Below are 25,669 nucleotides of genomic sequence, written 5' to 3' on the forward strand. Positions count from 1 at the left end.
TGCTGTGGCAGGGCGGATCCGGGACGAGGACATCGCGCTGGTCCGCGAGAAGTCGCCCATCGCCGACGTCATCGGCGAGCAGGTGCAGCTGCGCAACGCCGGCGGCGGCAATCTGAAGGGCCTGTGCCCGTTCCACGACGAGAAGTCGCCGTCGTTCAACGTCACCCCGGCGCGCGGGCTCTTCCACTGCTTCGGCTGCGGCGTCGGCGGCGACGTGATCAAGTTCGTCGAAGACGTCGAGCACATCGGCTTCAGCGACGCGGTCGAGCGGCTGGCAGCGCGCGCGAACGTCCAATTGCGCTACGTCGAGGGGACGTCCGGGCCAAGCCATCAGCCCGGTCAGCGGCAGCGGCTGATCGACGCGCACCGCGAGGCCGCCGCGTTCTACGCCCAGCAGCTGGCGACGGACGAGGCGGAGCCCGCCCGCGAGTTCCTGCGCCAACGCGGCTTCAACTCCGTCGTCGCCGCGCGCTACGGCTGCGGGTTCGCGCCGTCGAGCTGGGACGCGCTCACCCGGCACCTGCTGGCGAAGAGGTTCACGCCGGCCGAGCTCGTGCTCGCCGGGCTGTCTCGCGAGGGCGGCCGCGGCGGCGTCATCGACCGCTTCCACCGACGGCTGCTGTGGCCGATCCGCGACATCCACGGCGACGTCGTCGGCTTCGGCGCGCGGCGGCTGTTCGACGACGACCGCGTCGAGGCGAAGTACCTCAACACACCCGAGACGCCGATCTACAAGAAGAGCCAGCTGCTGTACGGCGTGGATCTCGCCAAGAAAGACATCGCCCGCCAACACCGCGCGGTGATCGTCGAGGGCTACACCGATGTGATGGCCTGCCACCTCGCCGGCGTGCCCACCGCGGTCGCCACCTGCGGCACCGCGTTCGGCGCCGAGCACATCTCGATCATCCGTCGGCTGCTGATGGACTCCGACTCGTTCACCGGCGAGGTGATCTTCACCTTCGACGGCGACGCGGCCGGCATGAAGGCGGCCGAGCGCGCGTTCGGCGACGACCAGAAGTTCATGGCGCAGACCTTCGTCGCGATCGAGCCGAGCGGCATGGACCCCTGCGACCTGCGGCTGAAGTCCGGCGACACCGCGTTGCTGGACCTCGTCGCGGGGCGCATCCGGCTCGTCGAGTTCGTGTTGCGCTCGACGGTCAACCGCTTCGACCTCGACACCCCGGAGGGCCGCACCGCCGCCCTCGACCGCGCCGTCCCGCTGGTCGCGCAGATCAAGGACCACGCGTTGCGCGACGACTACGCGCGGCGGCTCGCCGGGCTCGTCGGCCTCGACGACCCGATGCGGGTGGTGACGCGCGTGCGGGGTCTCGTCCGATCGGGCGACAAGCGCGCCGAGGCCGACACGAAGCCGGCGCCCCGGCCGGAGACTGCTGCGGTCGATGAGACGGTCGCCGCGGTCGAGCGCGAGGTGCTGAAGGTGGCGCTGCAGATGCCGGGCGTCGCCGGGCCCGAGTTCGACGCGCTCGAGCCGGAGGCGTTTCTCGTCGACGCCCACCGGCAGGTACGCCGGGCGATCGCCGAGGTCGGCGGCACCAGCGCCGGGGTCATCGGTCCCGCCTGGACGGCGGCCGTGCAGGCGCGCCTCGGCGACGACCGGGTCAAGCGCGGCGTGCAGGCGTTGACGGTCGAGCCGTTGCCGTCCGGCCAGATCGGCGACGAGCGCTACGCGACGTTCGTGCTCGCCCGGATGCTCTCGAACGTCACCGGCCGGCAGATCCGCGCGATCAAGGGCAAGCTGCAGCGGATCAACCCGCAGGAGCGGCCGGACGAGCACGCCCGGCTGTTCGGCGAGCTCATCGCGCTGGAGAGCTATCACCGCGGGCTGCGCGAGCGCGCGAACGGCGGCGGATGACCGTGCGGGCGCTGTTGCGCCGGCGCGAGCGCCCGCCGGAGGCCGTGCTCGCCACGCTCACGCCCGACGAGCGGGTGGTGTCGTGGGCCGACGCCGGAGCAGAGGCAGTGGTCGCCACCCAGTTCGGGCTGTGGTGGCCGGAGGTCGACGGGCCGCGGCTGATCCGCTGGCAGCACATCGACAAGGCCACGTGGCATGACGACGTGCTGACGGTCATCGAGGCCGAGGTCGTCGACGACTTCCTGCTCGTCGACCGCGAGCCGGCCGCGGTGGCGCTGACCCGGCCGCGGGACCTGCCGCCGACGGTGCGCAAGCGGATCGAGCAGAACATCGTGCGCACCGAGTTGCTGACGATCGCCGGGGGAGCGGTGCGGTTCGTCGGCCGGCGCCGGCCCGGGCATGACGGCGTGGTCTGGTGGGCGCGGCTCGAGCCTGGCACCCCCGACGGCGAGCAGCTGCGGGCGGCGATCCGGGCCCGGTTGGCGATTCTGCGCGCGAGCGAGTCGCGCGACTAGTTGGGGTGGGCGCCGTTGCGCGCGGCGGGCTGACCGCTGAGCTTGGCCGCGATGGCCTGCTTCGCGCGGGCGGTCAGCTGGTCGAGCTGGGCCTGCGCGACGCCGGCGGTCGCCTGCACCGTTTGGCTGCCCGACACCCGGCGGGCGGTGCGGACGATCTGCTCGTACCGCTCACGGCCGGCGCGCGCGCCCAGCACGTAGCCGGCAGCGCCGTAGACGAGCGCCGAGAGCTTCACGATCTGCCTTTCGCAGTGGGTGTCGGCCAGCCTAACCCGGCGGCGGCGGCCCGCCGCCCTGGGCTATTCTTGCTCGGTTGTCCGCATGCGGACGCGCGCGGCAATCCCCCGTAGCTCAATTGGCAGAGCATTCGACTGTTAATCGAAGGGTTACTGGTTCGAGTCCAGTCGGGGGAGCTGAAGGCCCCGGATTCCGGGGCTTTCTTGCACTAATGGACCTCGTGAGGCACGCCTAGTCATCTTTTACTCATCTCTTATTAGATGACGGAGGTGGCGGGATCGGGCGTCCACCGCTGCCGATCGGACCGTCGGCAAGACCCTCTTCGTGTCGATGCCGAGCGGGCAGATCCAGGCTCGTGCGAAGTTCCGGGACGTCGACGGCCGGGTCCGTTTGGTCGCCAAGCACGGCCGATCACGCGCTGCGGTTGAGCGTGCGCTGAAGCTCGAGCTGGCGAACCGGCAGTCGCCGGCGGGCGGGGGAGCGATCGCCGCGTCGACGCGCGTCTCGGAGCTGGCCGTGCTCTGGCTCGACGCGCCGCACGGCTGGTCGACGGGAACCGAGCGCACCTACCGATCCGTCATCGGCAATCCGGTCGTTCCGGCGCTGGGGGAGCTGCGGGTGCGCGAGGTGACGACCGGCGTGGTCAGCCGGGCGCTTGCCGCGAATCAAAAGCTTGAGCCGGGCTCATCCCGCGCTTCGGCTTTCGCTGCAGCTGCATTAGCCCTGCTCAGCTCGGGGTGTAGGTGAGCACGCCGCAGTTGCTGACCGCGAAGACGCGGTGTTGGGCGATGGCCAGCTCCGATTGGCCGTATTGAGCGTTGCAGGGCTCGACGGTGCTGCTGCGGGTGGCGCCGGTGACCTCGTCCCAGGCGTCGATGTGGGCGGGCAGCCCGGTGTCGACCGCGTTCTCGGTCCAGATGAGCCCGTCCTCGATGAGGGGTGGGGCGTAGAGGGTGGTGGGTTCGGTGTCGCCGAATTTGTCGATGACGACGCGGGGCAGGGTGCGTGACCAGTACACGTGCGCGGTGCTGAGGTTGACGGCGGACACGGTGGCGGAGCTGTTCAGCGGCGTGGCGGTGAAGATGCCGATGGCGCCGTCGAAGGCGATGGGCTGGTCGGAGGTCGGCAGCGTGGCGACTTGTGTGCCGGTGTTCGGGTTGAGGACGACGGTCGCGGTGTCGTAGAGGGAGCGGACGTAGAGCAGGCCGTTGTGGTAGGCGGGCAGCGCGGTGCCGCTGCCGGGGGCGGTCACGTTGGCGCTGGATTTCCGGAACGACCAGTCGAGCGCGCAGTTGGTCGGGTTGTAGGCGTTCACTGATCCGTCGGAGTTGTAGAACAACCGTCCGTCTGCGACGAGGCTGGCGCCGTCGGTGTCGGCGTTGGGGTGCAGGCTGGCGATGCACGTCTGCTTGCCTGTCGTCGCGCTGACGAGCCGGTTCGCCCTGGCGAGCACGCCGGAACCGATCGAGGGTTCGGCTTGGTCGTACGCGTTGTCGGGTGACGACCACTTCAGCAAGCCTGTCGCTGGGTCGACCTCCTCGACGATTGGGTCGCGGTTTGCGTCGTAGGTGGTGAAGTAGAGGACCCCGTTGATGAGGTTCGCGCTTTCCGAGCCCGCGGCGGAGTACTTGTGCCGCCACAGCAGTGCGCCGGTGCTTGTGTTGTACGCGGACAGGTACGCGCATTGGTACTGCAGGTCGACGACGACCGTCCGGGATCCGACGACGCTGATCGACGCGGGTGTGTCGCCGCCTGCGTTCGGGCACAGCGGGGGCTGAGCTCGCCAGCTGGCTTTGATGCGGTAGCTGACGTCGTCGGCTAGTTGCGCGCCCTGATTGGCCGCGTCGACCGTGAGCCCCTCGACGGTCGTGCCACCGGAAGGATAGGGCGAATGGCCCGGCCTTATCGGCGCGGTGGCACCCTGGGCGGGCACGGACAAACACAGCCCGGCGACTGCCACGCCTGCGACAAACAGAGTGGTTCGAGCGCGCATATTGCCCCCACACGTTTAGCGCACGTTAATTCGATCACATCAGGTCGAGGTCCTGCTGGCAATAAGGATCGCACGTCCGCTCAGCGTTCTCAGGTCGCCCTCGGATTCAATGCAAGCCCACTCCTGGACGTTTGTCGCGAGGGACCGCGGGTCTGTGCATCGAACGGCGTGACGGAGGCGCGCGTGTTGACGGACGCGCGTGTTGACGGAGGAGCGCGACACCCCATGCCGAACGGCGGGCTACTTTCGCTGCGCCCCTAGGTGCCCCAGCGCGGCCTTGGTGCCACACTGGCACCACGAAGCGGATGAACCTGCAGGATGTGCCGGACGACGTCTACGCGGCGCTGTCGGACGCGGCTTCGACGAACCGGCAGTCGCTGAGCGCCTACGTCGTCGATCGGTTGACTGAAGCGGCTCAGGTCGCTCGCCTGGGCGACCGTTGACGAACAGCGTGAGATCGAGCGGGTCGGCCGGCCTGGACTCTCTATGGTGCAACTGCCTCACGACGGTCAGCCGGTTCGCGCGCACTGTTCTCGCCGCCGAGGCGGGCGGTCAGCTGCCGTGGCCCAACAGGTGCGACTCGATCGAGTCCTCGAACGAACGCTCGGACGTCACCGTGGCCATAGGCGGATTCTCCGGACCTCGCGACCCTTGTCCAGCATCGTCACGCTTCCACAAGGCGCATGCGCCCGCCGCGTGACGCGCGCCGGTCCAAGGTCATCGTGTGCTCGCACCCGGCGACGCGGCCAAGCTCGGCAATGACCGCGTCGGCGAAGTCGGCCCCGTCGTCTCGGCAGGCGCCGGCCGCGGCACGCACGATGGTGTCGCTCCCGACGCGGAGTTCGCGGGCGTCGAGCAGCCCGTCGATGAGTTCGGCGCAGCGCGGCCGGCTCTGTCCGTAGGCAGAGCGCAGCACCCAGTACGTCTCGACGACCGCGACGAGGCTGACGAAGCCGGGATCGGCTGTGGTCAGTCCGTCGATCAACTCCGTCGCCCGAGCCGACTGCTCCGGATCATCCTGGGCGAGGTACCGCACGATGACGTTGGTGTCGAGGCCGATCATCGCATCGAGCCCCGCGCGCCGGCTGCGATCGCGGTGTCCATGTCTTCGAGCGAGACGGGTGATGCCGGAGCCTCGACCGCTCCCTTCAGATCGCGGATCGTCGAACCCTCGGCATGGATCTCGTATCCGCCGTCGTCGGTGGGTTCGAAGGTCAGCCGTGAGCCGGGCTGCAGACCGAGCTTTCGGCGCACGTCGACGGGGATGGTGACTTGACCCTTGCTGGTGACCTTCGCCGACGACATACCGACTCCTTACCTTAGGTAAGGAACGATACTGCACCGCAAATGTCCCATTCCCTCGTACGCCGACTCGGCTGTCACCTTGGCCATTGCGCCACACGCTCACTCGTCCGCCGTTGGTGCGTCGGTGATCGTCGATGACTCGCGCCTCGACCGGCCCCTAGGCCACGTCCGGGGGGTGGGGTATCGCGACAACGGTCAGGCCGGTGATGCCCTCGAAGTCGCGCGGATTGCAGGTGTAGACGGGCAGACCGTTCGCGATCGCGGTGGCGGCGATGAGCGCATCGAAGGCCCGGGCAGTGGTCTTGCCAAAGGCTCGTGCCGCAGGTCGGCGACGGCGGCCCGCGCCCTCGCCGCGGGCGAGCGCGGCTCGGCCTTGTGGTGGGTCGTCGACGCCGCCGATCGACCAGACCTGTGGGCCGACGGCGCAGTCGACGTGCGGGCGGCCTGGCTGCACGAGCAGGTCGACGCCGATTGCGGTCAGCCCGACGAGCAGGAACACGAGCAGGGGCCCGACGGCCCGGCGGAGCCCCGGCCTGCCGGTGGGCTCGACGTCCGGCATCAGTCAATCATTCGCAGCCGACCCGGACAGTGCCGCTCAGCTCAACAGCATGCCGGCACGAGTGCGCTGTGAGTCACTCGCCCGCCACGTCCGAGCAGGACCGTCAGGAATGATCGTTCGGCGGACGCTCGCGCAGCCTGCCCGGTCCCGGCGAGCGGCGTCCGATGAGGTGGAATACCCGGCTGAGCTGGCGATAGGGGTCGCGCAGGCTGGCCTGGAGCTCGACGTTGGCGACCGCCATGATGTCGGTCGTGTCGAGCGGGAGTTCCATCCAGTCGGTGAACAACCACACGCCGTACCAGCCCTCAGGCTCGACCTCGGCGAGTTGCAGGAGGCTCGCCAGTCCCTCGACGGTGTCGCCACGGGTGTCCGCGCCGAGCACGCCGACCTCCGAGCCGGCTTCGAAGGCGGCGAGCGCGTCGGCCCAGCGGTGGTCAAGGGCCGGCCTTACCGCCAACGTCTTGGCGTTCAGCGCCATCACCGACACGACGCCGCCCGGCTCGACGCAGCGGCACAAGACGTTCACGAGCGGCTCGGGGTCGTCGAGGTACATCAACACGCCATGGCACAGGACGACGGCGAATCGCTCTCCACCAGTCGCGACCTCCGCCTGCTCACCGGCCGCCTCGATCAGCCGAATGCGCCGGCGGACCTGTTCAGGTTCGGCTCGCACCCGCTGATCAGCCTTGGCGAGCATCGCCGCAGACTGGTCGAGCACCGTGACGTCGTACCCGAGGCGGGCCAGCGGCAACGACTGATGCGCCGCGCCGCCGCCGACGTCCAACACCGTGGCCGGCGGGTCAGGCAGATGGCGAAGCAACTGCTGATGCAGGACGAACGTCCGAACTCGGCCCTTGACCGAGGAATAGGCCCCATCGACAAAGGCGTCCGCCAACGCAGCCCAGGCATCGTCCGGCACCGACCCATCCTCCCAGCGCCGGACCTCCTCGCAGCCGCGCAAAGCGCCTTTGGTTCGGAGCGCGCCGCGCTAGAGTCTTCGCCGCCTGCTTAGTCGATGGCACCTGGTTCAGGACTGTATTACGTCTGAAGCACAGTCCTGGGAACGAGGATGCTGCCGGGCGCGCTGTCGTCAGTCGAGCTGCTTGTGGCCATCCGCGGGCGGCGCGGGCGGTGGGCCGGTCGTCAACCCGCGCCGGATGGTGTCGAAGATCGTCATGCCCTGACCGACGAGCCCGGTGGCGAGCTCGCCGAGGCCCTCGGAGCCGTTCAGCACCGTCACGTTCGCCCGGGACAGGCCCTGCGCGGCCTCGCGGACGATCTGCGGCAGCTGTTCTATCAACAGCTGGTCGAGGGACACCCGATTGTTCGACGCGGCCGCCTCGGCCAGGATCCGCGTCTTCTCGGCGTCGGCCTGGGCGAGGATGCGCACCCGCTCGGCTTCCGCCTCGGCCGGCTTGACGACCTCGGCGACGAGCTGCTGCTGGCGCAGATCGCCGTTGCGCGTCGCGAGTTCGGTCTGCGCGGCCAAGACCTCGCGCTGGGCGGTCGCCTGGGCGAGCGGTCCGGACTGCGACGCCTCGCTCTCCGCCCGGTCGACCTCGGCCTTGGCCTTCGCGCGCACCACGGCGGTGTGTCGGTTGAACTCGGTTTGCGCGCGCTGCGACTCCTGCTCAGCCGCGGCCGCAAGTTGCGCGGCCTTCGCCTTGGCGATCAACACCTCCGAGTCGTACTGCGCCTGCACCACGTTCGTCTGCCGCTGGAACTCCGCCTTCGCGCGGGCCGCAGTCTGCTCGGCCTCGGCGGCGTCCTGGTCGGCCTTCGCCTTCGCCGCCGAGACCTCGGCCGCGAGCTGCGCCTGCACGATGGTGGTCTCCCGGACGTACTGAGCCTGCGCACGCGCTGATTGCTGCTGCGCCTCGGCGGAGGCCATGTCCGCCTGCGACTGCGCGATCTGCGCCTGCCGCTGGATCGCCGCGTTGTGCGGTGCCGCCATCGCGGTGATGTAGCCGAGCTTCATGTCGTCGATCGACTGGATCTGAAACGAGTCGACGGTCAGGCCGATCTTGGCCATCTCCTCTTTCGACCCGTCGAGGATTCCCTCGGCGAGCCGCTGCCGCTCGGTGACGATCTCTTCGACGGTCATCGAGCCGACGATCGAGCGCAGGTGGCCGGCGAAGATCCGGCCGACGAGCACCGCCATCTGGTTCTGATCGGACAGGAAACGCTGTCCTGCGTTGACGATGCTCTCGGTGTCGTTGCCGACCTTGAACGCGATCACCGCGCGGACGTTCAGCGAGATCCCTTGCCGCGTCACGCACGCCTCGGTCACCTCCGATTCGGCCATCGACAGGCTGAGGAACCGCGCCTTGCGGAAGAACGGCACGACGAACGCGCCATGGCCGGTGACGACCCGGAAGGGCGCGCCGTTCGCGCCCTTGCCGCCCGAGACGAGCATCGCCTCATCGGGTTCAGGGACCTTGTAGCCGAGCATCGGACCTCCTGATTTGCCGAGGCTCCCGGCGCCGCGCGCAGGTCGCGGCGGTCAGCGTACGACCGCCGACGACCACCGCGGCAGGGGGTGCAAAGCCCCAGCAGCGACCCCGACGGTTAGCGTCGCGCACGCTTCGGGCATGACCGGCATGCTCGGTTCCGGTCCGAGCACAACGGAAAAGAGCCATCGACATGATCGTGCTCGGAGTCATCCTGCTCATCATCGGCTTCATCGCCGCTGTCCACATCATCTGGATCCTGGGCATCATCGCCGTGGTGATCGGCGCTGGCTTGGCGATCCTCGGTTTCGTGGGCCGCGAAGTCGGCGGCCGCAAGCATTGGTACTGAGCCTCGCGGCGGCCTTTGGTGCGCCGCTACGCTGGGGGCTCGCCAGTGCTGGCCCGGACGCAGGAGAACCATGACGGCAACCGGCCGATCGAGGGGCGCCCTCGAACGCGAGGTGCTCGCCTGCCTCGGCGCCTCCGACCGGCCGATGACCGTCCACGAGGTGCTCGACGAACTCGACGCCGAGCTGGCCTACACCACCGTGATGACCACGCTCTCCCGGCTGCACGCCAAGAACGCCGTCGCCCGCGAGGCAGCCGGTCGCGCCTTCCGCTATTCGCTGCCCGGCGGCGCGGCCGCGGCCCAGGCGTCGATGACCGCGCACTCGATGCACCGCTTGCTCGAGCGCGGGGAGAACCGGCAGACCGTGCTGACCAAATTCGTCGATGAGCTCACGACCGCGGACGGCGAGCTGCTGCGGCAGCTGCTCGAGTCCGAGCGCAGGTCCGAGCGCGGGTCCGAGTCCGAGCCCGCACTCGAGTCCGAGCGCGGGTCCGCGCACGGAGATGAGGTGCCGCGGTCGTGATCGCCGCCGGCGTGTTGCCCCTGGTCGTCGGCGTGTTGCTCGCCCTCGCTGGGCCCGCGCTCGGCCGCCGATTGCCCGGTCGCGCCGCCGCGGTGCTGCTCACCCTCGTGGGCGTGGCCGACGCCTTGGCGACCGGCGTGGTGCTCTGCGCCGTCGCGGTGCTGGCGCTGGCGCAATGGAGGCCCCTCGCCTCGCTCGAGCACTGGTCGACGCGAGCCATCGCGTCGTCTGACCCGGTGCCGGCCGCGCCGGCGATTGCGTGCGGCGCGCTCGCCGTCGGGCTGCTGGCGGCGGCCGCCGTCCGCGCGCTCGCCATCGTCCGGGGGATCGCCGGCTCCGCGTCTCTGTGCCGGCGGCTCGGCCGCGAGCACGGCGGCCTGATCGTGCTCGACGGCCCAGATGCCGACGCCTACGCCCTTGCCGGGATGCCCGGCCGGATCGTCGTCACCCGGCCGATGCTGCGGACGCTGTCGGCGCAGGAACGCCGCGCGCTGCTCGCCCACGAGCACGCGCATGTCACGCACTACCACTTCCTGTACGTGCAGGTCATCCGGTTGGCCGCCGCAGCGAATCCGCTGCTCCGGCCGCTCGTGGCCGCGGTGCGAGTCGCCGTCGAACGCTGGGCCGACGACGAGGCCGCGCGTCAACTCGGTGACCGACGGCTCGTGGCGACGACGCTGGCCCGCGCCGGTCTCGCCCGCGGCAGCGCCGCCGTGCCCGCCGGCGCCCTTGCTGCGGCGGCGACCGACGTGCGACAACGCGTCGACGCGCTGCTTCGTCATGACGAGGTGCGCGGTCGCCGGGGCGCCGTCGCGGTGCTCGTCGCGATGGCCGCCTGCTGCGTCGTCGGGGCGGGCGTGGTCGGGTTGCACGCGCACGCCATCCTCGAGTGGGCGCAGGCCGTCGGCTGGCGGCGCGCCCGCTGATTGCGCGGGACGACCGTGCTGGGGCGCCGGTTGCCGCCGGCCGCAGCCGGGTAGCTCCCAACCATGGCGGACACGGTTGGCGACTTCATCCTGGCCCGGCTGCGAGAGTGGGGCGTCAAGCAGGTCTTCGGCTACCCCGGCGACGGGATCAACGGCCTGCTCGCGGCGTGGGGGCGCGCCGAGAACGACCCGCAGTTCGTCCAGTCCCGGCACGAGGAGATGTCGGCGTTCGAGGCCGTCGGCTACGCCAAGTTCAGCGGCGAGATCGGCGTCTGCGCGGCGACGAGCGGGCCGGGCGCGATCCACCTGCTCAACGGGCTGTACGACGCCAAGCTGGACCACGTCCCGGTGCTCGCGCTCGTCGGGCAGACGGAGCGCTCTGCGATGGGCGGCTCCTACCAGCAAGAGGTCGATCTGCTCAGTCTGTTCAAGGACGTCTGCAGCGAGTACCTCCAGATGTGCATGGTGCCGCAGCAGCTGCCCAACCTGATCGACCGGGCGATCCGCATCGCGCTCGCCGAGGGCGCGCCGACCGCGATCGTCTTCCCGTCAGACATCCTCGACGAGCAGTACGAGGCGCCCGCGCACGCCTTCAAGCAGGTGCCGTCCAGCCTCGGCCGCACCAGCGCGACGGTGCAGCCCGACCCGGCCGTGGTGCGGCAGGCTGCCGACATCCTCAACGCGGGCGGCAAAGTGGCGATGCTCGTCGGCCAGGGCGCCCGCGGCTGCGCCGACGAGATCGCGCAGGTGGCCGAGCTGCTCGGCGCAGGATGTGCGAAGGCGCTGCTGGGCAAGGACGTGCTCGCCGACGACCTGCCCTGGGTCACCGGCGCGATCGGCCTGCTCGGCACCACCGCGAGTTGGCACCTGATGACGGGCTGCGACACGTTGCTGACCGTCGGCTCGAACTTCCCCTACAGCCAGTTTCTGCCCGAGTTCGACCAAGCTCGCGGAATCCAGATCGACCGGTCGGGCAAGTGGCTGGGAATGCGCTACCCGTACGAGCTCAACGTCGTGGGCGACGCGAAAGCCACCCTGCGCGAACTCATCCCGCTGCTGCGTCGCAAGGACGACCGCTCGTGGCGCGAGCAGATCGAAAAGCACGTCGCCGACTGGCGCCAGACGGCCGAGCGGCAGGCGCTGACCGACGCGCAGCCGACCAACCCGATGCGCATGTTCCACGAGCTGTCGACCCGGTTGCCGGACAACGCGATCGTGACCGCCGACTCCGGCAGCGCCGCGAACTGGTACGCCCGGCACCTCGACTTCCACGGCGACGTGCGGGGGTCGCTGTCCGGCACGCTGGCGACGATGGGCCCGGCAGTGCCCTACGCGATCGGCGCGAAGTGGGCGCACCCCGATCGGCCGGCCATCGCGTTCGAGGGCGACGGCGCGATGCAGATGAACGGCTTGATGGAGATGATCACCGTCGCGCACTACTGGCGACAGTGGGCCGACCCGCGACTGATCGTCGCGGTGCTGCACAACAACGACCTGACTCAGGTGACCTGGGAGCAGCGCGGCATGGAGGGCATGCCGAAGTTCGCCGAGTCCCAGACGCTGCCGGACATCGACTACGCCGCCTTCGCCCGCGGCATCGGCCTCGTCGGCGTCAATGTCGACACCACCGACGACATCGGGCCGGCCTGGGACCAGGCGCTTGCCGCCGACCGCCCCGTGCTGCTGGACATCCGCTGCGATCCGAACGTCCCGCCGATTCCGCCGCACGCGACGTTCGCGCAGGCCAAGGCGCTCGCCACCGCCGTGCTCAAGGGCGACGAGGACGCCGCGCACCTCGTGAAAGAGGGCCTGAAGCAGAAGGCCCAGCAGTTCCTGCCAGGGCGCAAGGACGGCTGAGCGGCCGGCGCGCCGTCGGCGGGATTGGCTACGGTTCGACGATGAGCACTCTCGCTGATCGGCTGCGTGCCGGGACGGACAGCCTGGCCAAGCCCGTGGTCCGCTGGGGCGTCGGGCACCTGATGCCGCACACGGCGATGCGGCTGGCCGCCCGCCGCGGCGACCTGCAGGGCCGGCTGCTCATGGCCAGCCGTACGGGGGATCCGGCGCCGCTGTTCGACGAGCTGCGCAGCCACGGCCCGCTGTACCGGGGCCGCTTCGCCTACCTCACCGCGTCGCTGCCAGTCGTGCGCGAAGTGCTCTCGAGTAACGATTTCCGCACCGGGTTCGACGCCGAGCAGTTCCCCGGCCTGCTGGGCCGCGCGTTCCGCTGGGCCGACGACCCGGACCAGATGGGCCCGCTCGTCCCGCCGTCGCTGCTGGTCACCGAGCCGCCGGACCACACCAGATACCGCAAGCTGGTGACCCGGGTGTTCAGCGTCCGGGCAGTCGAGAAGCTACGCGCGCGCACCGAGCAGATCGCGACGGACCTGCTCGACCGACTCGACGGCGAGAACGTGGTCGACCTGATCGAGGCCTACTGCACCTTGCTGCCGGTGACCGTGATCGCCGAGATCCTCGGCGTGCCGATGTCCGAGCGCGAGCGGGTGCTGGGCTTCGGCGCCGCCGCGGCGCCCAGTCTGGACCTCGGCCTGTCCTGGCGGCAGTTCCGCGACGTCGAAGCGGCCCTGCGCGACTTCGAGGCGTGGCTCGGCGGGCACCTCGAGCGGCTGCGGGCAGAACCGGGCGACGACCTGTTGAGCGCGCTCGTCTCGGCTCGCGACGACGGGATCGGACTGGACGATCGGGAGCTTAAGGCGACCGCCGGGCTCGTGCTCGCCGCCGGGTTCGAGACGACCGTCAACCTACTCGGCAACGGCGTCGCCCTGCTGCACGACCATCCCGACCAGCTGGCGTTGCTGACCGCGGAGCCGGAGCGGTGGCCGAACGCCGTCGATGAGGTGTTGCGCCTCGACCCGCCCGTCTTGTTGACCGGCCGCACCGCCTCGCGCGCGACCGAGATCGCCGGGGTGGACATTCCCGCCGGATCGGTGGTGACGACGCTGCTGGCCGCGGCGAACCGCGACCCCGAGGTCTTCGCCGACGCCGACCGGTTCGACGTCACGCGCTCGAACGCGAAGGACCACGTGTCCTTCTCCGCCGGCCGGCACTTCTGCCTGGGCGCCGCGCTCGCCCGGATGGAGGGCGAGGTCGGCCTCCGCACCCTGTTCGAGCGGCATCCTGCGCTGCGCACGCTGCCGGGGGCCCAACGGCGCGGCACCCGGATCCTGCGTGGCTATGCGACGTTGCCGGTGCGATTGGGGGAGCGGGTCGCCACCTCAGTGTGAGCGCTCGGAAACGGGTCGCGCACGCGCGGCCCCCTGCGTTAGTTTTGTGTTAAGTGAATGACCGAAACGGGGATCGTGATAGGGCGTGCGCCGGGCGCGCTGTTGAAGCGGGGGCGCTTTGTTCCGGTGCGTCCGGCGCACGCCCCCCGCCACATGTGCGGTCTGCTTCAGGCGCCTTCAGCGGAACTGCGCGCGCGGCTCAAGCCGCGGTCTGCGCATCCTTCGCCGCGTCGGCCGACAGCGGCGCGCCCGAGGCGCCGAGCCGAAGCCGGCGGGGATTGGCCACTGGACCGGCCGGTGCTGCCATCGCGTGCGGTGTCCCGTGCCGGGCATCGGCGGCGGCGCGGCCGCTGTGGACCGAGATGGTGTCCGTCATGATCGTCATGGTTGCCTGCCTCGGTTACGCGGCGGTGTCCTGCGGACTACCGATCGTCTATCTGTCGTGAGCGTCACTCTCCGGCAGGCTGCCCAAATGTAACACCGACCACACATAGGTCAGCGGGTTCGGCGAGTCAGCTGATCCGCAGATCTGGTCCGTAGGGCAAAGCGCTGACTGTGGTGACAGCGCTGCTGCGCAACGCGGCGAACAGCCGCTTCCATGCTTGCGGGCTGGTCAGCGAGCCGCACGAGCGGGCTTGGGCGCAGGCGTGATGCTCGGTCAGCGGACCGCCAAAGGCGAGCCGCTGGTTGTGCACGGCCGAGATCACCTGCCACTGCCAGGGCATCGCCGCGTTGTAGATCTGTGGCAGCGCGATGATCCGCTTGGGACTCGCCGCGCCGGCCAGCCAGTGCAGGTCCGTCGTCGTCCAGCCGTTGTTGCACTTCGACTTGCCAGCGACAGTCGGGCAGCCGTCCGCCGAACCGTTGTAGACGAATTTCGCCGACCCGGCGGCGAGGTATCCGGCCAGCCAGCCTCGGGTTGCGGCCGGTGCGGCGCTGAAGCCGGGCTCGATGTCGTTGGCGCCGGCAACGGTGATGCGCTTGGTGTGCCCGCGCGCGAACGCGGCGAGCGGAGCGACCACTAGCTGCGCCCAAGCCCGACCCTGCGCCCGGGAGACCGACAGGTCGTTGTTGGTTCCGACGGCGACGATGGTCGGCGCGTTGTAGCGCTCGCCCGCCGAGTACCCGACCAGGTAGGCCTCGATCGCGCTGACGAGCTGGGCGTAGGTGAGCTGCCGGGTCGTCGCGGACAACATCACGCCGGTGCTCGTCTGGCCGCCGATGTCCAGCAGCACCAGGTAGCGGTGATAACCCGGATGCGCCTGCGCGTCAGCGGCGCCCATCGACTGCATCAGCGGCTGGTCGTGCGCGGCGACCCCGGTGAGCTGGCGCAGGTAGCGGCTGCGGCCGACCGGCGCAGGCGTCACCTGCGCCGGGATCGGCGGGTAGGCCGTCGTGAACGTCTTCAACGCCGCCGGCCCGCGGTGGGCGGTGTTCGACGCGCGGATTGCAATGGTGTAGCGGTGGGACGGCCTCAGCCTGGCCAGCGTCAGGCTGGCCGCAGTCGCCGGCGCGCTGAGCCGGCGCACGACCTTGCCGGCGTCACTGACCGTGATCCGGAATCGGTGCAGCACGCCGCCGCCGTGCCGTTTCGGTGCGCGCCAGCGCACGATCGCGCTGTGATAGGTGACCGACGAGCGAAGCCGCGTCGGAGCGCCGGGCAGCGTGTAGTTCGCGTGCACGTTCCAGCAACGAAGCTTCCGGTTGCGGCCCGGGCCGCGGTTCAGTGCCGTCACGCACAGCCGGTGCGCGCCCTGCGGGACCGTCACCAACGCCTTCCAGCCGTGCCGCGGGCCGGCCGCGACGTGCCGGCGGGCCAAATCGGCGCGATAGCGGTTTGCCTTGACCACCCGACTCTTTCGCGAGTCGATCCTGATGCGGACCCGCACGGCGCCGGTCGTGTCCGGGTCGATGACCCAGCCACTGAGATGGGCGACGCCGCCGCGCACGTGGATGGGGTCGGTGTGGGCGCGCGGGGCATGCCGGCCGAGGGCGGCGGCCGGCGGGGCTGCCGCCAGCGTCGCGCCGATCGCCGCGGCGAGCAGCGCGGCCAGCGTGGCGGCTGCACGGCGGCGGGGGGTCCTCAAGCGGGCGTCCTCACATCGGGCGGGTCGGCGGGCTTCGCAGGTGCCGCGACGGTAACAGCGTCGCCTGTGCGGCGCAGCTTGGTTGGTTCGCGGCGGCGACCGCGTTCGCCAGGATAGAGATCATGAGCGGGCCGCCGGAAGCCGACGACCAGCTGGACCCCAGACGCTGGTTCCTGCTCGGCGTATGCCTGTCTGCGCTGTTCATGACCTTGCTGGACGCCACCATCGTCAACGTCGCGCTGCCGTCCATCGGCGCGACGCTGCACGCCGACGCCGCTGAGCAGCAGTGGGTCGTGTCCGGCTACGTGCTTGCGTTCGCGATGGTGCCGATCATCGCCGGCCGGCTCGGCGACGACCGTGGCCGGCGGCGGATGCTGCTGATCGGCATCGGCGGCTTCGTGCTCGCCAGCCTGCTGTCCGGGCTTGCGCCCACGCCGCTGGTGCTACTCGGCGCCCGGCTGTTGCAGGGCCTGTCCGGCGGCCTGGTCAACCCGCAGGTCTCCGGGCTGGTCCAGCAGTTGTTCCCGCGCCGCGAACGCGGGCGGGCCTTCGGCCTGCTCGGCCTCAATGTGGGGCTGGCGCAGGCGGTGGGCCCGGTGCTGGGCGGTTTGATCATCGCGGCGGGCGGCCCGCAGCTGGGCTGGCGGCTGACCTTCCTGATCAACGTGCCGGTCGGCGCGGCCGCGTTCCTGCTCGCCTGGCGGATGCTGCCGAAGGACACGCCCCGGCCGAATCCCCGCCCGCTCGATCTGCCGGGCGCCGGGCTGCTCGCGCTGGGGCTCGCAGCGCTGCTGTTCCCGGTCGTCGAGTTCGACGCCGACCGCCGGGCCGGCCGGCTGGTGCTCGTCGTGCCTGCGCTCGCGGTGCTGGCCGGCTTCGCGTGGTGGGAGCGCGGACCAGCCCGGCGGCGTGGCCATCCGCTGATCGACACCGCGCTCTTCCGGATCCGCAGCTATTCCGACGGCCTCGGGCTGGCGCTGCTCTACTTCGCCGGCTTCACGGGCACCGCGCTCGTCCTGTCGCTGTTCCTGCAGGACGGCCTGGGCTTCTCAGCGCTGCAGTCGGGGCTTACCGCGTCCAGCCTCGCGCTCGGCGTCTCGGTCGGCGCGCCGGTGGCGGGGCGATTCGTCGAGAGCGCCGGCCGGCTGGTCACAGTCGTCGCGCTGGCCACCTTCGCGGCCGGCATCGCCGGCGCCGTCCTGTCCGTCCGGGCGAGCGCGGGGGACCTGCCGAACGCGGACGTCGCGTGGCTGCTCGCTCCGTCGCTGTTCGTGGCCGGACTGGGTGGCGGAGCGGTGATCACGCCGAACCAGGCGCTGTCGCTCGCCGACGTCGACGTGTCCGGCGGATCGACCGCCGGCGGCATGCTGCAGACCGCGCAGCGGCTCGGCGCGGCCGTCGGCTCCGCCACGCTGAGCGCGGTCTTCTACGGCGTGCTGGCGGGCAGCGTGCCCGCCGCCGCGGGGCCGCGGGCGGCCCGTTTCGGCGACGCGTACAGCGCCGCGCTGCTGGTGACCGTCGCGCTCGCGCTGGCCGGGTTGGCGCTCGCGATCGTCGACGCGCGCCGGGAGCGGCGCGGTCCGGCTACGGCAGGACGCGGGAGCCGCCGTGCGGGCGGATGACCCGGCGGCTGTGCAGCTCGAAGCTCGCGTCCAGGCCGTAGGTGCGGCCGACGATGATCGGCGCGTCGAATTCCCGGTACAGCCACACCGTGTCCGGCTTCAACAACGGCATATCCGCGAGCGTGAAACGCTCGCTGCGCCGCCCGTCCGGCCCGATCATCGTGAGCTCGTCGCCCACCTGAATCGTGTGAATCATCAGCCGCATAGCTTCAGCACCCCCCGGTTGCCGTGACCAGGCTAACCGATAACGTCGCGGCGTGACCTCTTCAACGACGGCGCCTTCTCCGACGACGGTGACCGTGACCGGCGCCGCCGGCCAGATCGGCTACGCGCTGCTGTTCCGCATCGCATCCGGGCACCTGCTCGGCCCCGACGTTCCCGTTCGGCTGCGGCTGCTCGAGATCCCGCCGGCGGTGAAGGCGGCCGAGGGCACCGCGATGGAGCTCGACGACTGCGCGTTCCCGTTGCTGGCCGGCATCGACGTCACCGAAGACCTGAAGACGGCGTTCGACGGCGTCAACGTCGCGCTGCTCGTCGGGGCGCGCCCGCGCACGAAGGGCATGGAGCGCGGCGACCTGCTCGAGGCCAACGGCGGCATTTTCGGCCCCCAGGGCAAGGCGATCAACGACCACGCGGCCGCCGATGTCAAGGTGCTGGTGGTCGGCAACCCGGCGAACACCAACGCCCTGATCGCCCAGCGCAACGCGCCGGACGTGCCGGCCGGCCGGTTCACCGCGATGACCCGCCTCGACCACAACAGAGCGCTGTCGCAGCTCGCCGGCAAGCTGTCGGCGCCGGTGGCCGCGATCGAGCACATGACGATCTGGGGCAACCACTCCGCCACCCAGTACCCCGACCTGTACACCACGCTGGTCAACGGGACGAGCGCCGCCGAGCAGGTCGAGGAGTCCTGGCTGAAGGACACGTTTATCCCGACCGTGGCCAAGCGCGGCGCGGCCATCATCGAGGCCCGCGGGGCGTCCTCGGCGGCCTCGGCCGCGAACGCGGCGATCGACCACGTCTACGACTGGGTGAACGGCGTCGACTGGACGTCGTCGTCGGTCGTCTCGGACGGCTCGTACGGCGTGCCCGAGGGCCTGATCAGCTCCTTCCCGTGCCGGGCCGTGGACGGCGAGTGGCAGATCATCGACGGCGTCCAGGTCAACGACTTCTCCCGACAGAAGATCGACGCCTCAGTGGCCGAGCTGGTCGAGGAGCGCGACGCCGTCCAGTCACTCGGCCTGATCTGACCATGTGAGCGGGTTCGACGACCTAGACTCGCCGCTTACCGGTTCGACGAGCCGAACGGAGCGCTGGGTTGAGACGTGGCCGTCGAGACGACCCCGGGCGCCGGCCCGCGCATGCGCAATCGCCTGACCCGCCGTCCCCGCGCCCACAGCCGCACTCGCGCCACGCCCGCGAGCCGGAACCGGAGAGCCTGGATGATCCGTCCCGGTTCAACGTGCTCTTTGTGTGCACCGGCAACATCCACCGCTCGGCGATGGCCGAGCGCCTGATGATCGGCCGGTCAGACCTCTCGCTGCCGGTGACGATCGCCAGCGCGGGCGTCAACGCGGTGGTCGGCCATCCGATGGCCGCGAACTCGATGACCGCGGCGGCCGAGCTTGGCGCGGATCCGAGCGAGCACATCGCGCGCCAGTTCGTGCCGCCGCTCGCGGAGCGCGCCGACCTCATCCTCACCGCCGAGCGCGCGCACCGCGAACGCATCCTCGAAGACAGCCCACGAGCCATGCGGCGGACGTTCACCCTGCGCCGCTTCTGCTGGCTGGCCGCCGCGCTCGGCCCGCCCGATTGCGCCCGGCCGACGACCGAGCAGCTGCGGGCGCGCGTCAGCCTGATCGCCGCCCAGCCCCGCACGCCGGCGCAAACCGATGAAGACATCGCCGACCCGGTGCGCGCCAGCCTCGAGGAGACGCGCCTGCGCGCCAGGGAGATCGCCGACTGCGTCGACGTCGTGGTGGCCACGCTCGGCCTGGGACGCCGCGACCCCGCTTGAGCGGCGTCGTGACCTTCACCCGCGAAGTTGTGCTCGCGTCATCGGCGCGGACGCCGTCCGGGCGAGGACAACTTTCCAGTTCGACTCAGCGGGCGCGGGCGGACCGGCGGGCCGGGCGGGAGTTCGAGTAGTACTCGTAGTAGGTGCCCGACTCGCGCGCAGACACCGCGTTCAGCACCACGCCGCCGAGCCGTGCCGACACCCGGGTGAGTGAGTCGGCCGCCTTCCGCAGCTGGTCGCGGTTGGTGCGCCGCGCCCGGACGACGAGCAGCGTGACATCGGCCACGGACGCGACCTCGCTGCCGTCGGCCACCGGCAGCAGCGGCGCGGTGTCGATCAGCACGTAGTCGGTCTTCTCGGCCAGCTCGCGCAGCAGCGTGCGGAAGTGGCCGGACGCGAGCAGTTCGCTCGGGTTGGGCGGGATCGGGCCCGAGGTGATCACGTTCAGGTTCGAGCTGACCGGCTGGAGCACGTCGCCGATCCCGGCCCGCCCGGCGAGGATCGAAGTCAGGCCGGGCGAAGCGTCCAGACCGAAGGCGCGGGCGATGGTCGGGCGGCGCAGGTCGGCGTCGACGAGGCAGACGGTGTAACCCGCCTCGGCCATCGCGGACGCCAGCCCGACGGCGGTGGTGCTCTTGCCCTCACCACTCATGGCGCTGGTGATCGCGATCAGCTTCGGCGGGGTGTCCACCGCGAGATACTGCAGATTCGTTCGCAGCTGCCTGATCGCCTCGGCGCGCGAGCCGAAGTCGTCCGAGCCGATCGTCGCCGACGTGGGCGAGCGGCGCTGCGCCGGCACCGCGGCCAGCACCGCCGCGCCGATGTGCTCGTTGATGTCCTCGCTCGTGCGCACCCGGGTGTCCAGGGTCTCGCGCAGCACCGCGAGGGCGAGGCCGACGAGCAACCCGGCCAGCCCGCCGATCGCGAGGTCGAGCGACACGTTCGGCGAGGTCGGCGACCCGGGCACCTGCGCGGGTTGGATGAGCGTCAGCTTGACCGGCGACTCCGCGGAGCCGGCGCTGACCCGCTCGATGTTCTCGACATCGGTGATCAGTCGCGTCGACACCGCGTTGGCGATGCTCGCCGCCAACCGCGGGGACGCGTCGGTCACGTGGATGTTGAGCAGCACCTTGTTCAGCGGCGCGTCCGCGGAAATCTTGGACGCGAGCTGGTCAGCGGTGAGTTTCAGCTTCAACTGCTTGACCACCGGCGAGGTGACATCCGGGCTGGTTGCGACGTTCGTGTACGACTGCACCCGTTGCTGCACGAATGTGTTGCCGTTGTTCAACGAGTCGGTGCCGTTGGCAGACGACGCGGCGACGAAGATCTGGGTCGAGGCGGTATACATCTTCGTGCTCGTCTTGACGATTCCGGCGGCCAGCGCGAGGCCGATGATGATGCAGGCGACGATCCAGTGCCAGCGTTTGCGCAGCAGCTTGACGTAATCCCGAACGTCCACGGATGTGACTCCCACCTGTCGGGCGGCTCGTGCTGCCGCGGCCGTCCGACCGCGATTCCGGTCAAGGATAGAAGTAAGTGTGCCGTCCGGGCGGACCAAAGACCAAACAAAGATGTGATCTGCTCAGCGGGCGCTCGGGCGCCGATTGCCCCGAACGCTGTTATGCGGCGCCGCGCAGATGCAGCGTTTGTAACGCAGCTAACAGTTTAGCGGCGAAGAGCGAGTGCCCCTCGTTGTTCGGGCTTTCGTGGTCCGCGCCCATGAATTTCGCGTTCGCGCCGTCGAACCAGCGCCCGGCGATCGGGTCGACGAATAGGGCAATTCGCCCACGCGCGGCCGCCTTCACCGCCTGCTCAGCAGTCCGCACTCCAGCCGGCGGCCTGCCGCTGTACGCAGGGCCTACCGCGATCACCGTGGCTTTTGGCAGGTTCGCCTTCAGCCGGGTGAACACCGACACCGCTCGACCTTGTATTTCGCTCTCTGGATACTGCTGGTCGCTCACGCTGCCCTCGACTATCACAACGTCGGGCTTTGCGCTGTACACATCGGTCAGGCGTGCGCCGAAGTCCTGAGGCGGTCGCTCGAGCGAGCGTCCGACATAGCCCGAACCCCCCTTGGCGAGGGTCGTCACCGACCAGCCGGTCTTGAACTGGAGGGCGGCAGCGTAGTTGTTGTCGCCGCAGCCGCCGCTGGGCTGACAGCCGGTGGTGCCGCCGCGCAGGATCACCACGCGCAGGGGGCGCGCAGGCGCTGACGACGACTGCGTGAGGCCCTGCGACGTCGGCGGGCTGAATGGCGGGGTCGTTCCCGCGCCCGGCGCGGCCTTGGGCCGCAACCAAATATAGGCGCCTGTGGCGACGACGGCGACCAGCACGACGCCGCCGAGAATCTTCGGCCACAGCGGTCGAGGCGGTCGGCCGCCGGGGAACTCAATCATGACGTCGGGAGTCTAAGCGGCAGCCTCCGCGCGTGCAGCCCGGTGTTCGTTTACCCGCCGCCGTCTGGCGGGAATCCCGCCGGTATGCCGAGCAAGAAGGTCGCTGCGCCGAGCGCGGAGCAAGGGACCTCGCCCGGGCGCCGCAGCGCACTGAGGCCGCAGCGCAATGCGTGAGCCTCGGCCGGGTCGCGGGCGCGTCCGCGTCATTTGCCGGTTTCGTGCCAGGATGTCGCGATGACGGGGCGCGCCGAGCTGGCTGAGGCGGGCACGCACGTCGGCCTGACCCGCGTGCTCTCCGACCGCCCGGCCGCCGTGCTGATCGTCGACCTCGACGCGGCGCAGGTCGTCTACGCCAACGACCTCGCCCAGCAGCTCGCTCCACAGGTCGCCCTGCCGATCGACGTCGACGCGTGGTCGCGGCGGGCGGGTCTGCAGAACGAAGCGGGCGACGAGCTCGAGGCGACGAGTACCCCGCTCCAGCGCGTCGCCGCCGGCCAGCCGGTGCACGGCGAGATCATGACGGCGAGCCGTGAGTCCGACCTGACCGCGGCCCGCGAGGAACTCTGGGTCGTCGGCACCCCGCTGGTGGACGCACCGGCGCCGTTAGGTCGGCGAGCCCTCGTCGCCTTTCTGCCGCTGAGCGACCAGAGCGGCATATTGCAGTTCCAGGTGGAAAAGGACCTGCGCCACCGCGCGGTCGTCGCCAGCGAGCTCGCGTTCTCCATCTCCGACCCCACGGCGCCGGACAACCCGCTCGTGTGGGTGAATCCGGCCTTCGAGCGGTTGACGGGCTACGCCGCGGCCGATGTCGTCGGCCGCAACTGCAGATTCCTGCAAGGGCCGCTCAGCGACCGCGCCGCGGTCGGCCGGATCGGCAAGGCCCTGCGGACGAACGGCATCGTGAACGAAACGCTGCTGAACTACCGCACTGACGGCACGGCGTTCTGGAACCACCTGGTCATCAGCCCGATCTTCGATGCGCACGGCCGGCTCACCCACCACGTCTGCGTGCACGCCGATGTCACCGCCCGGGTGGACGCCGACGCCGCCCGGGACGCCGCGCTCGTAGTCGCGAAGGCCGCGACGGCGCGGCAGCGGGCCGTGTCCGCCATCAGCCAGGAGCTCGCGACGCGGATCGACGACCCGACCGAGTTGCTCGCCGACCTGCCCGGCATCGTCGTCAGCCACTTTCCTGGCTGGGCGTTTGCCGTCGCGCTCGAGGACGGCGCGGTGCTGGACGCGGCTGCGGCCTGCTCCCCGTCCCTCGCAGGGTGGACAGACGGGCCCGGCGCCGGCGCCGATGTGGCCGGCGACGAGCTGCTGCCAGTCGTCCCCGTCGACATGGCGGGCAGAGATCCGGAGTCCGCCCTCAACGGGCTGCGAACGCTCCTGGCCGGCCGGGGCGCGGACCTGGCCGACCCGTGGTCGGCCATGGCGGGGCCGGTCACGCTCGAGCTGACGGCGGCCGAGGTCGACGAACTCGCCGCGGGGGCCGCGGTCGTCCCCGCCCTCGGGGACTCGAACGACCTGCGCACGCTCGTGGCGACGCCGATGCGCGCTCGCGGCCGGGTATCCGGCCTGCTCCTGCTCAGCCGAACCGGGAGCGGACACTTCCAGGACCCCGACGAACTCGCCGTGATCGCCGACATCGGGCTGCGCGCGGGCACCGCGCTGGAGAACGCGCAGCTCTACGCGCGCGAGCACGAGGCGGCGATCACCCTGCAGCGTGGGCTGCTGCCGCACCTGCCGACGCTGGCCAGCTTCGACGTCGCCGCCGCCTACCTCCCGGCGTCGGCGGCCGAGGTCGGCGGCGACTGGTACGACGTGCTCGACCTGCCCGGGCCGTCGGTGGGTGTCGCGGTCGGCGACGTCATGGGCCACGACCTCGCGGCCGCCGCCGCTATGGGGCAGTTGCGGTCGATGGTGCGCGCGCTCGCCTGGGCGGGTCGTCGGCCGGTTCAGCTCGTCGGCGAGCTCGATCCGCTCGTGCGGGGGCTGAGCGCGACGCCGCTCGCGACCCTGTTCTACGCGGTCCTGGACGACCCGGCCGACCACAACGGCGTCTGCCGCGTCGCCTACACCAGCGCCGGCCATCCGCCTGGCCTGGTGCGCCACCTCGGCGGCGCGGTCACGTGGCTCACCGAAGGCCGCACCTCGCCCATCGGCGTGCTGGACGACCGCGCGGTGGTCCAGGCGGAGACCGAGTTGCCTGCCGGCGGCGCGCTCGTGCTCTACACCGACGGGCTCATCGAACGCGCGGACGCCGACATCGAGGACCGGATCGGCGTGCTCGCCGACGTGCTCGCGGCCACGCCGGACGGGGCGCCGGCCGCGGACATCTGCGCCAGCATCTCCGCCGCGCTGATCGAATCGGTGCAGAACGACGACGCGTGCGTGCTGGTGCTCAGTCGCCCGGTCCCGGAATGAAGATCGTCTATCACAGCTTCGAGGGCCGCTACAGCGACAATCCGCGCGCGTTGCACGAGCGCTGGATCGCCGAGCGGCCGGGGGACGAGCACATCTGGCTCGTCGCCGACGACCATCGGGCGGCGTTTCCCGCACAGGTGTCGACGGTCGAGTGGGGCACGCCTGCGTGCGTGGCGGCGCTGGAGGCCGCGGACCTGCTGATCGCCAACACGCACACCGACCTCGAGTGGGCCAAGCGGCCGGACGCGCGGTATCTCCAGACCTGGCACGGCACGCCGCTCAAGCGCATTCACCACGACGTGCTGTGGGCGCCGCCGGGCCGGCTTGCCCGCCTCGACGAGGACGTCGCGAAATGGGACGTCCTGGTCTCGCCGAACGAGGCGAGCACGCCGCGGTTGCGGCACGCGTTCGGATTCGGCGGCGAGGTGCTGGAGACTGGATACCCACGCAACGACGTGCTGCAGTCGGCGGCGGCGCCTGCCGTGCGGCGCCGCGTCCGGGCTGAGCTCGGCTTGGCCGAGGACACGATCGCGATCCTGTACACGCCGACGTGGCGTGACGACGCGGTGTTCGACGACACCCGGCCGGTGCTCGGCTACGGGCTCGACATCGCGGCCCTGACCGACCAGCTCGACGACCGGCACTGCCTGCTGCTGCGCTCGCACGCCATGGAGACCGGCCGGCATTCCGTCGCGACCGGGCCGCGGTTGCGCGACGTGTCCTACTTCGGCGACATCGCCGAGCTGTATCTCGCCGCCGACGCGCTCGTCACCGACTACTCCTCGACCATGTTCGACTTCGCCGTCACCGGAAAGCCGCTGCTCTTCTACGCCTACGACTACGAGCTGTTCCGCGACGAGATCCGCGGCTTCTACTTCGACCTCCTCGACGAAGCGCCCGGCCCGGTGCTGCGCGACCACGACCAGCTCGCCGCGGCCGTGCGCAACCTGCAGGATGTCCGCAACGACTATGCCGGCCGCTACGCCGCGTTCGCCCGGCGGTACTGCGCGCTCGAGGACGGCCGGGCCGGCGAGCGCGTGCTCGAGCGGCTCTGGAAGGGCTGACCTGCGCCGACGCCGCGCCATTGCCCGTCGCGGTACATTCGCGACGATTCGGCGCCGCTCTTTCACTCCGCGAAAGCAGGG

Annotated in this window: 26 protein-coding genes and 1 tRNA gene; 15 read left to right on the forward strand and 12 right to left on the reverse strand. The window is 70.7% G+C overall.

What is annotated here, in order from left to right; all coding sequences use genetic code 11:
- Nucleotides 1-4 precede the first annotated feature (4 nt).
- Both dnaG and ACFFBG_RS00750 read left to right on the forward strand, forming a co-directional pair.
- Entirely contained in the window at nucleotides 5-1,873 is a 1,869-nt protein-coding gene (gene dnaG / locus ACFFBG_RS00745; protein ID WP_375474616.1) for a DNA primase, read from the forward strand.
- Nucleotides 1,870-2,388, forward strand: a complete 519-nt coding sequence (locus ACFFBG_RS00750; RefSeq protein WP_375474618.1) for a hypothetical protein — start codon at nucleotides 1,870-1,872, stop codon at nucleotides 2,386-2,388. Before dnaG ends, ACFFBG_RS00750 begins: the two co-directional genes overlap by 4 nt.
- Here the strand turns inward: ACFFBG_RS00750 and ACFFBG_RS00755 are convergent.
- Nucleotides 2,385-2,624, reverse strand: coding sequence for a hypothetical protein (locus ACFFBG_RS00755; protein ID WP_375474620.1), 240 nt, complete (start codon nucleotides 2,622-2,624; stop codon nucleotides 2,385-2,387). The two genes, ACFFBG_RS00750 and ACFFBG_RS00755, sit on opposite strands and share 4 nt — an antisense overlap.
- Before the next feature lie 104 nt (nucleotides 2,625-2,728).
- Here ACFFBG_RS00755 and ACFFBG_RS00760 point away from each other — a divergent pair.
- Both ACFFBG_RS00760 and ACFFBG_RS00765 read left to right on the forward strand, forming a co-directional pair.
- Nucleotides 2,729-2,801, forward strand: a tRNA-Asn gene (locus tag ACFFBG_RS00760).
- Between the two features lie 148 nt (nucleotides 2,802-2,949).
- Nucleotides 2,950-3,372, forward strand: coding sequence for a hypothetical protein (locus ACFFBG_RS00765; protein ID WP_375474622.1), 423 nt, complete (start codon nucleotides 2,950-2,952; stop codon nucleotides 3,370-3,372).
- Here the strand turns inward: ACFFBG_RS00765 and ACFFBG_RS00770 are convergent.
- Nucleotides 3,353-4,558: a PQQ-binding-like beta-propeller repeat protein gene (locus ACFFBG_RS00770; protein WP_375474624.1), complete on the reverse strand. Its 1,206-nt coding sequence runs from the start codon at nucleotides 4,556-4,558 to the stop codon at nucleotides 3,353-3,355. The two genes, ACFFBG_RS00765 and ACFFBG_RS00770, sit on opposite strands and share 20 nt — an antisense overlap.
- A gap of 380 nt (nucleotides 4,559-4,938) precedes the next feature.
- On the opposite strand from ACFFBG_RS00770, the gene ACFFBG_RS00775 reads away from it, so the two are divergent.
- Nucleotides 4,939-5,061 (forward strand): hypothetical protein, encoded by a 123-nt coding sequence (locus ACFFBG_RS00775; RefSeq protein ID WP_375474626.1) that lies wholly within the window; start codon nucleotides 4,939-4,941, stop codon nucleotides 5,059-5,061.
- Between the two features lie 221 nt (nucleotides 5,062-5,282).
- Here ACFFBG_RS00775 and ACFFBG_RS00780 read toward each other — a convergent pair whose 3' ends face one another.
- The 5 genes from ACFFBG_RS00780 to ACFFBG_RS00800 all read right to left on the reverse strand — a co-directional run bounded on the left by ACFFBG_RS00780 (nucleotide 5,283) and on the right by ACFFBG_RS00800 (nucleotide 8,934).
- The gene (locus ACFFBG_RS00780; RefSeq protein ID WP_375474628.1) at nucleotides 5,283-5,681 is read right to left on the reverse strand and encodes a PIN domain-containing protein; all 399 of its coding nucleotides are present in this window, start codon (nucleotides 5,679-5,681) and stop codon (nucleotides 5,283-5,285) included.
- Nucleotides 5,678-5,923 carry an AbrB/MazE/SpoVT family DNA-binding domain-containing protein gene (locus ACFFBG_RS00785; RefSeq protein ID WP_375474630.1) on the reverse strand — a complete coding sequence of 82 codons (246 nt, stop codon included), beginning with the start codon at nucleotides 5,921-5,923 and terminating at the stop codon, nucleotides 5,678-5,680. The genes ACFFBG_RS00780 and ACFFBG_RS00785 overlap by 4 nt, the downstream gene beginning before the upstream one ends.
- Nucleotides 5,924-6,080: 157 nt before the next feature.
- The gene (locus tag ACFFBG_RS00790) at nucleotides 6,081-6,482 is read right to left on the reverse strand and encodes a hypothetical protein (protein WP_375474632.1); all 402 of its coding nucleotides are present in this window, start codon (nucleotides 6,480-6,482) and stop codon (nucleotides 6,081-6,083) included.
- 103 nt (nucleotides 6,483-6,585) lie between these two features.
- Nucleotides 6,586-7,401: a methyltransferase domain-containing protein gene (locus ACFFBG_RS00795; protein WP_375474634.1), complete on the reverse strand. Its 816-nt coding sequence runs from the start codon at nucleotides 7,399-7,401 to the stop codon at nucleotides 6,586-6,588.
- A 171-nt stretch (nucleotides 7,402-7,572) separates the two neighbouring features.
- On the reverse strand, nucleotides 7,573-8,934 hold the full coding sequence (locus ACFFBG_RS00800; RefSeq protein WP_375474636.1) for an SPFH domain-containing protein: 1,362 nt from the start codon (nucleotides 8,932-8,934) through the stop codon (nucleotides 7,573-7,575).
- 191 nt (nucleotides 8,935-9,125) lie between these two features.
- Here ACFFBG_RS00800 and ACFFBG_RS00805 point away from each other — a divergent pair, with 191 nt between their 5' ends.
- The 5 genes from ACFFBG_RS00805 (at nucleotide 9,126) to ACFFBG_RS00825 (ending at nucleotide 13,975) form a co-directional block, all read left to right on the forward strand.
- Complete coding sequence (locus ACFFBG_RS00805) at nucleotides 9,126-9,281, forward strand: hypothetical protein (protein WP_375474638.1); 156 nt, start codon at nucleotides 9,126-9,128, stop codon at nucleotides 9,279-9,281.
- Nucleotides 9,282-9,351: 70 nt separating this feature from the next.
- Complete coding sequence (locus ACFFBG_RS00810; protein ID WP_375474640.1) at nucleotides 9,352-9,804, forward strand: BlaI/MecI/CopY family transcriptional regulator; 453 nt, start codon at nucleotides 9,352-9,354, stop codon at nucleotides 9,802-9,804.
- Nucleotides 9,801-10,730: a M56 family metallopeptidase gene (locus tag ACFFBG_RS00815; RefSeq protein WP_375474642.1), complete on the forward strand. Its 930-nt coding sequence runs from the start codon at nucleotides 9,801-9,803 to the stop codon at nucleotides 10,728-10,730. The genes ACFFBG_RS00810 and ACFFBG_RS00815 overlap by 4 nt, the downstream gene beginning before the upstream one ends.
- A gap of 63 nt (nucleotides 10,731-10,793) precedes the next feature.
- Complete coding sequence (locus ACFFBG_RS00820; protein WP_375474644.1) at nucleotides 10,794-12,587, forward strand: thiamine pyrophosphate-requiring protein; 1,794 nt, start codon at nucleotides 10,794-10,796, stop codon at nucleotides 12,585-12,587.
- Between the two features lie 41 nt (nucleotides 12,588-12,628).
- Complete coding sequence (locus ACFFBG_RS00825; RefSeq protein ID WP_375474646.1) at nucleotides 12,629-13,975, forward strand: cytochrome P450; 1,347 nt, start codon at nucleotides 12,629-12,631, stop codon at nucleotides 13,973-13,975.
- A 199-nt stretch (nucleotides 13,976-14,174) separates the two neighbouring features.
- On the opposite strand, the gene ACFFBG_RS00830 is transcribed toward ACFFBG_RS00825, so the two are convergent.
- Nucleotides 14,175-14,360, reverse strand: a complete 186-nt coding sequence (locus tag ACFFBG_RS00830) for a hypothetical protein (protein ID WP_375474648.1) — start codon at nucleotides 14,358-14,360, stop codon at nucleotides 14,175-14,177.
- Between the two features lie 127 nt (nucleotides 14,361-14,487).
- Nucleotides 14,488-16,062, reverse strand: a complete 1,575-nt coding sequence (locus ACFFBG_RS00835; protein WP_375474650.1) for a fibronectin type III domain-containing protein — start codon at nucleotides 16,060-16,062, stop codon at nucleotides 14,488-14,490.
- Nucleotides 16,063-16,184: 122 nt separating this feature from the next.
- On the opposite strand from ACFFBG_RS00835, the gene ACFFBG_RS00840 reads away from it, so the two are divergent.
- A complete protein-coding gene (locus ACFFBG_RS00840) occupies nucleotides 16,185-17,684 on the forward strand; it encodes an MFS transporter (RefSeq protein ID WP_375474652.1) in 1,500 nt (499 codons plus the stop codon).
- On the opposite strand, the gene ACFFBG_RS00845 is transcribed toward ACFFBG_RS00840, so the two are convergent.
- Nucleotides 17,647-17,889, reverse strand: coding sequence for a hypothetical protein (locus ACFFBG_RS00845; protein ID WP_375474654.1), 243 nt, complete (start codon nucleotides 17,887-17,889; stop codon nucleotides 17,647-17,649). The two genes, ACFFBG_RS00840 and ACFFBG_RS00845, sit on opposite strands and share 38 nt — an antisense overlap.
- Nucleotides 17,890-17,941: 52 nt before the next feature.
- On the opposite strand from ACFFBG_RS00845, the gene ACFFBG_RS00850 reads away from it, so the two are divergent.
- Together ACFFBG_RS00850 and ACFFBG_RS00855 are read left to right on the forward strand one after the other, a co-directional pair.
- Nucleotides 17,942-18,934, forward strand: a complete 993-nt coding sequence (locus tag ACFFBG_RS00850; RefSeq protein ID WP_375474656.1) for a malate dehydrogenase — start codon at nucleotides 17,942-17,944, stop codon at nucleotides 18,932-18,934.
- 221 nt (nucleotides 18,935-19,155) lie between these two features.
- Complete coding sequence (locus ACFFBG_RS00855; RefSeq protein WP_375474658.1) at nucleotides 19,156-19,701, forward strand: hypothetical protein; 546 nt, start codon at nucleotides 19,156-19,158, stop codon at nucleotides 19,699-19,701.
- 85 nt (nucleotides 19,702-19,786) lie between these two features.
- Here the strand turns inward: ACFFBG_RS00855 and ACFFBG_RS00860 are convergent, their stop codons facing one another.
- Both ACFFBG_RS00860 and ACFFBG_RS00865 read right to left on the reverse strand, forming a co-directional pair.
- Nucleotides 19,787-21,160 (reverse strand): polysaccharide biosynthesis tyrosine autokinase, encoded by a 1,374-nt coding sequence (locus ACFFBG_RS00860; RefSeq protein WP_375474660.1) that lies wholly within the window; start codon nucleotides 21,158-21,160, stop codon nucleotides 19,787-19,789.
- 160 nt (nucleotides 21,161-21,320) lie between these two features.
- Nucleotides 21,321-22,097, reverse strand: coding sequence for an SGNH/GDSL hydrolase family protein (locus tag ACFFBG_RS00865; RefSeq protein ID WP_375474662.1), 777 nt, complete (start codon nucleotides 22,095-22,097; stop codon nucleotides 21,321-21,323).
- 234 nt (nucleotides 22,098-22,331) lie between these two features.
- Here ACFFBG_RS00865 and ACFFBG_RS00870 point away from each other — a divergent pair, with 234 nt between their 5' ends.
- Nucleotides 22,332-24,524 carry a SpoIIE family protein phosphatase gene (locus tag ACFFBG_RS00870; RefSeq protein ID WP_375474664.1) on the forward strand — a complete coding sequence of 731 codons (2,193 nt, stop codon included), beginning with the start codon at nucleotides 22,332-22,334 and terminating at the stop codon, nucleotides 24,522-24,524.
- Complete coding sequence (locus ACFFBG_RS00875) at nucleotides 24,521-25,588, forward strand: CDP-glycerol glycerophosphotransferase family protein (protein WP_375474666.1); 1,068 nt, start codon at nucleotides 24,521-24,523, stop codon at nucleotides 25,586-25,588. The genes ACFFBG_RS00870 and ACFFBG_RS00875 overlap by 4 nt, the downstream gene beginning before the upstream one ends.
- The last annotated feature ends 81 nt before the right edge of the window (nucleotides 25,589-25,669 follow it).

Source organism: uncultured Jatrophihabitans sp., assembly GCF_964251945.1.
GTDB lineage: Bacteria > Actinomycetota > Actinomycetes > Mycobacteriales > Jatrophihabitantaceae > Jatrophihabitans.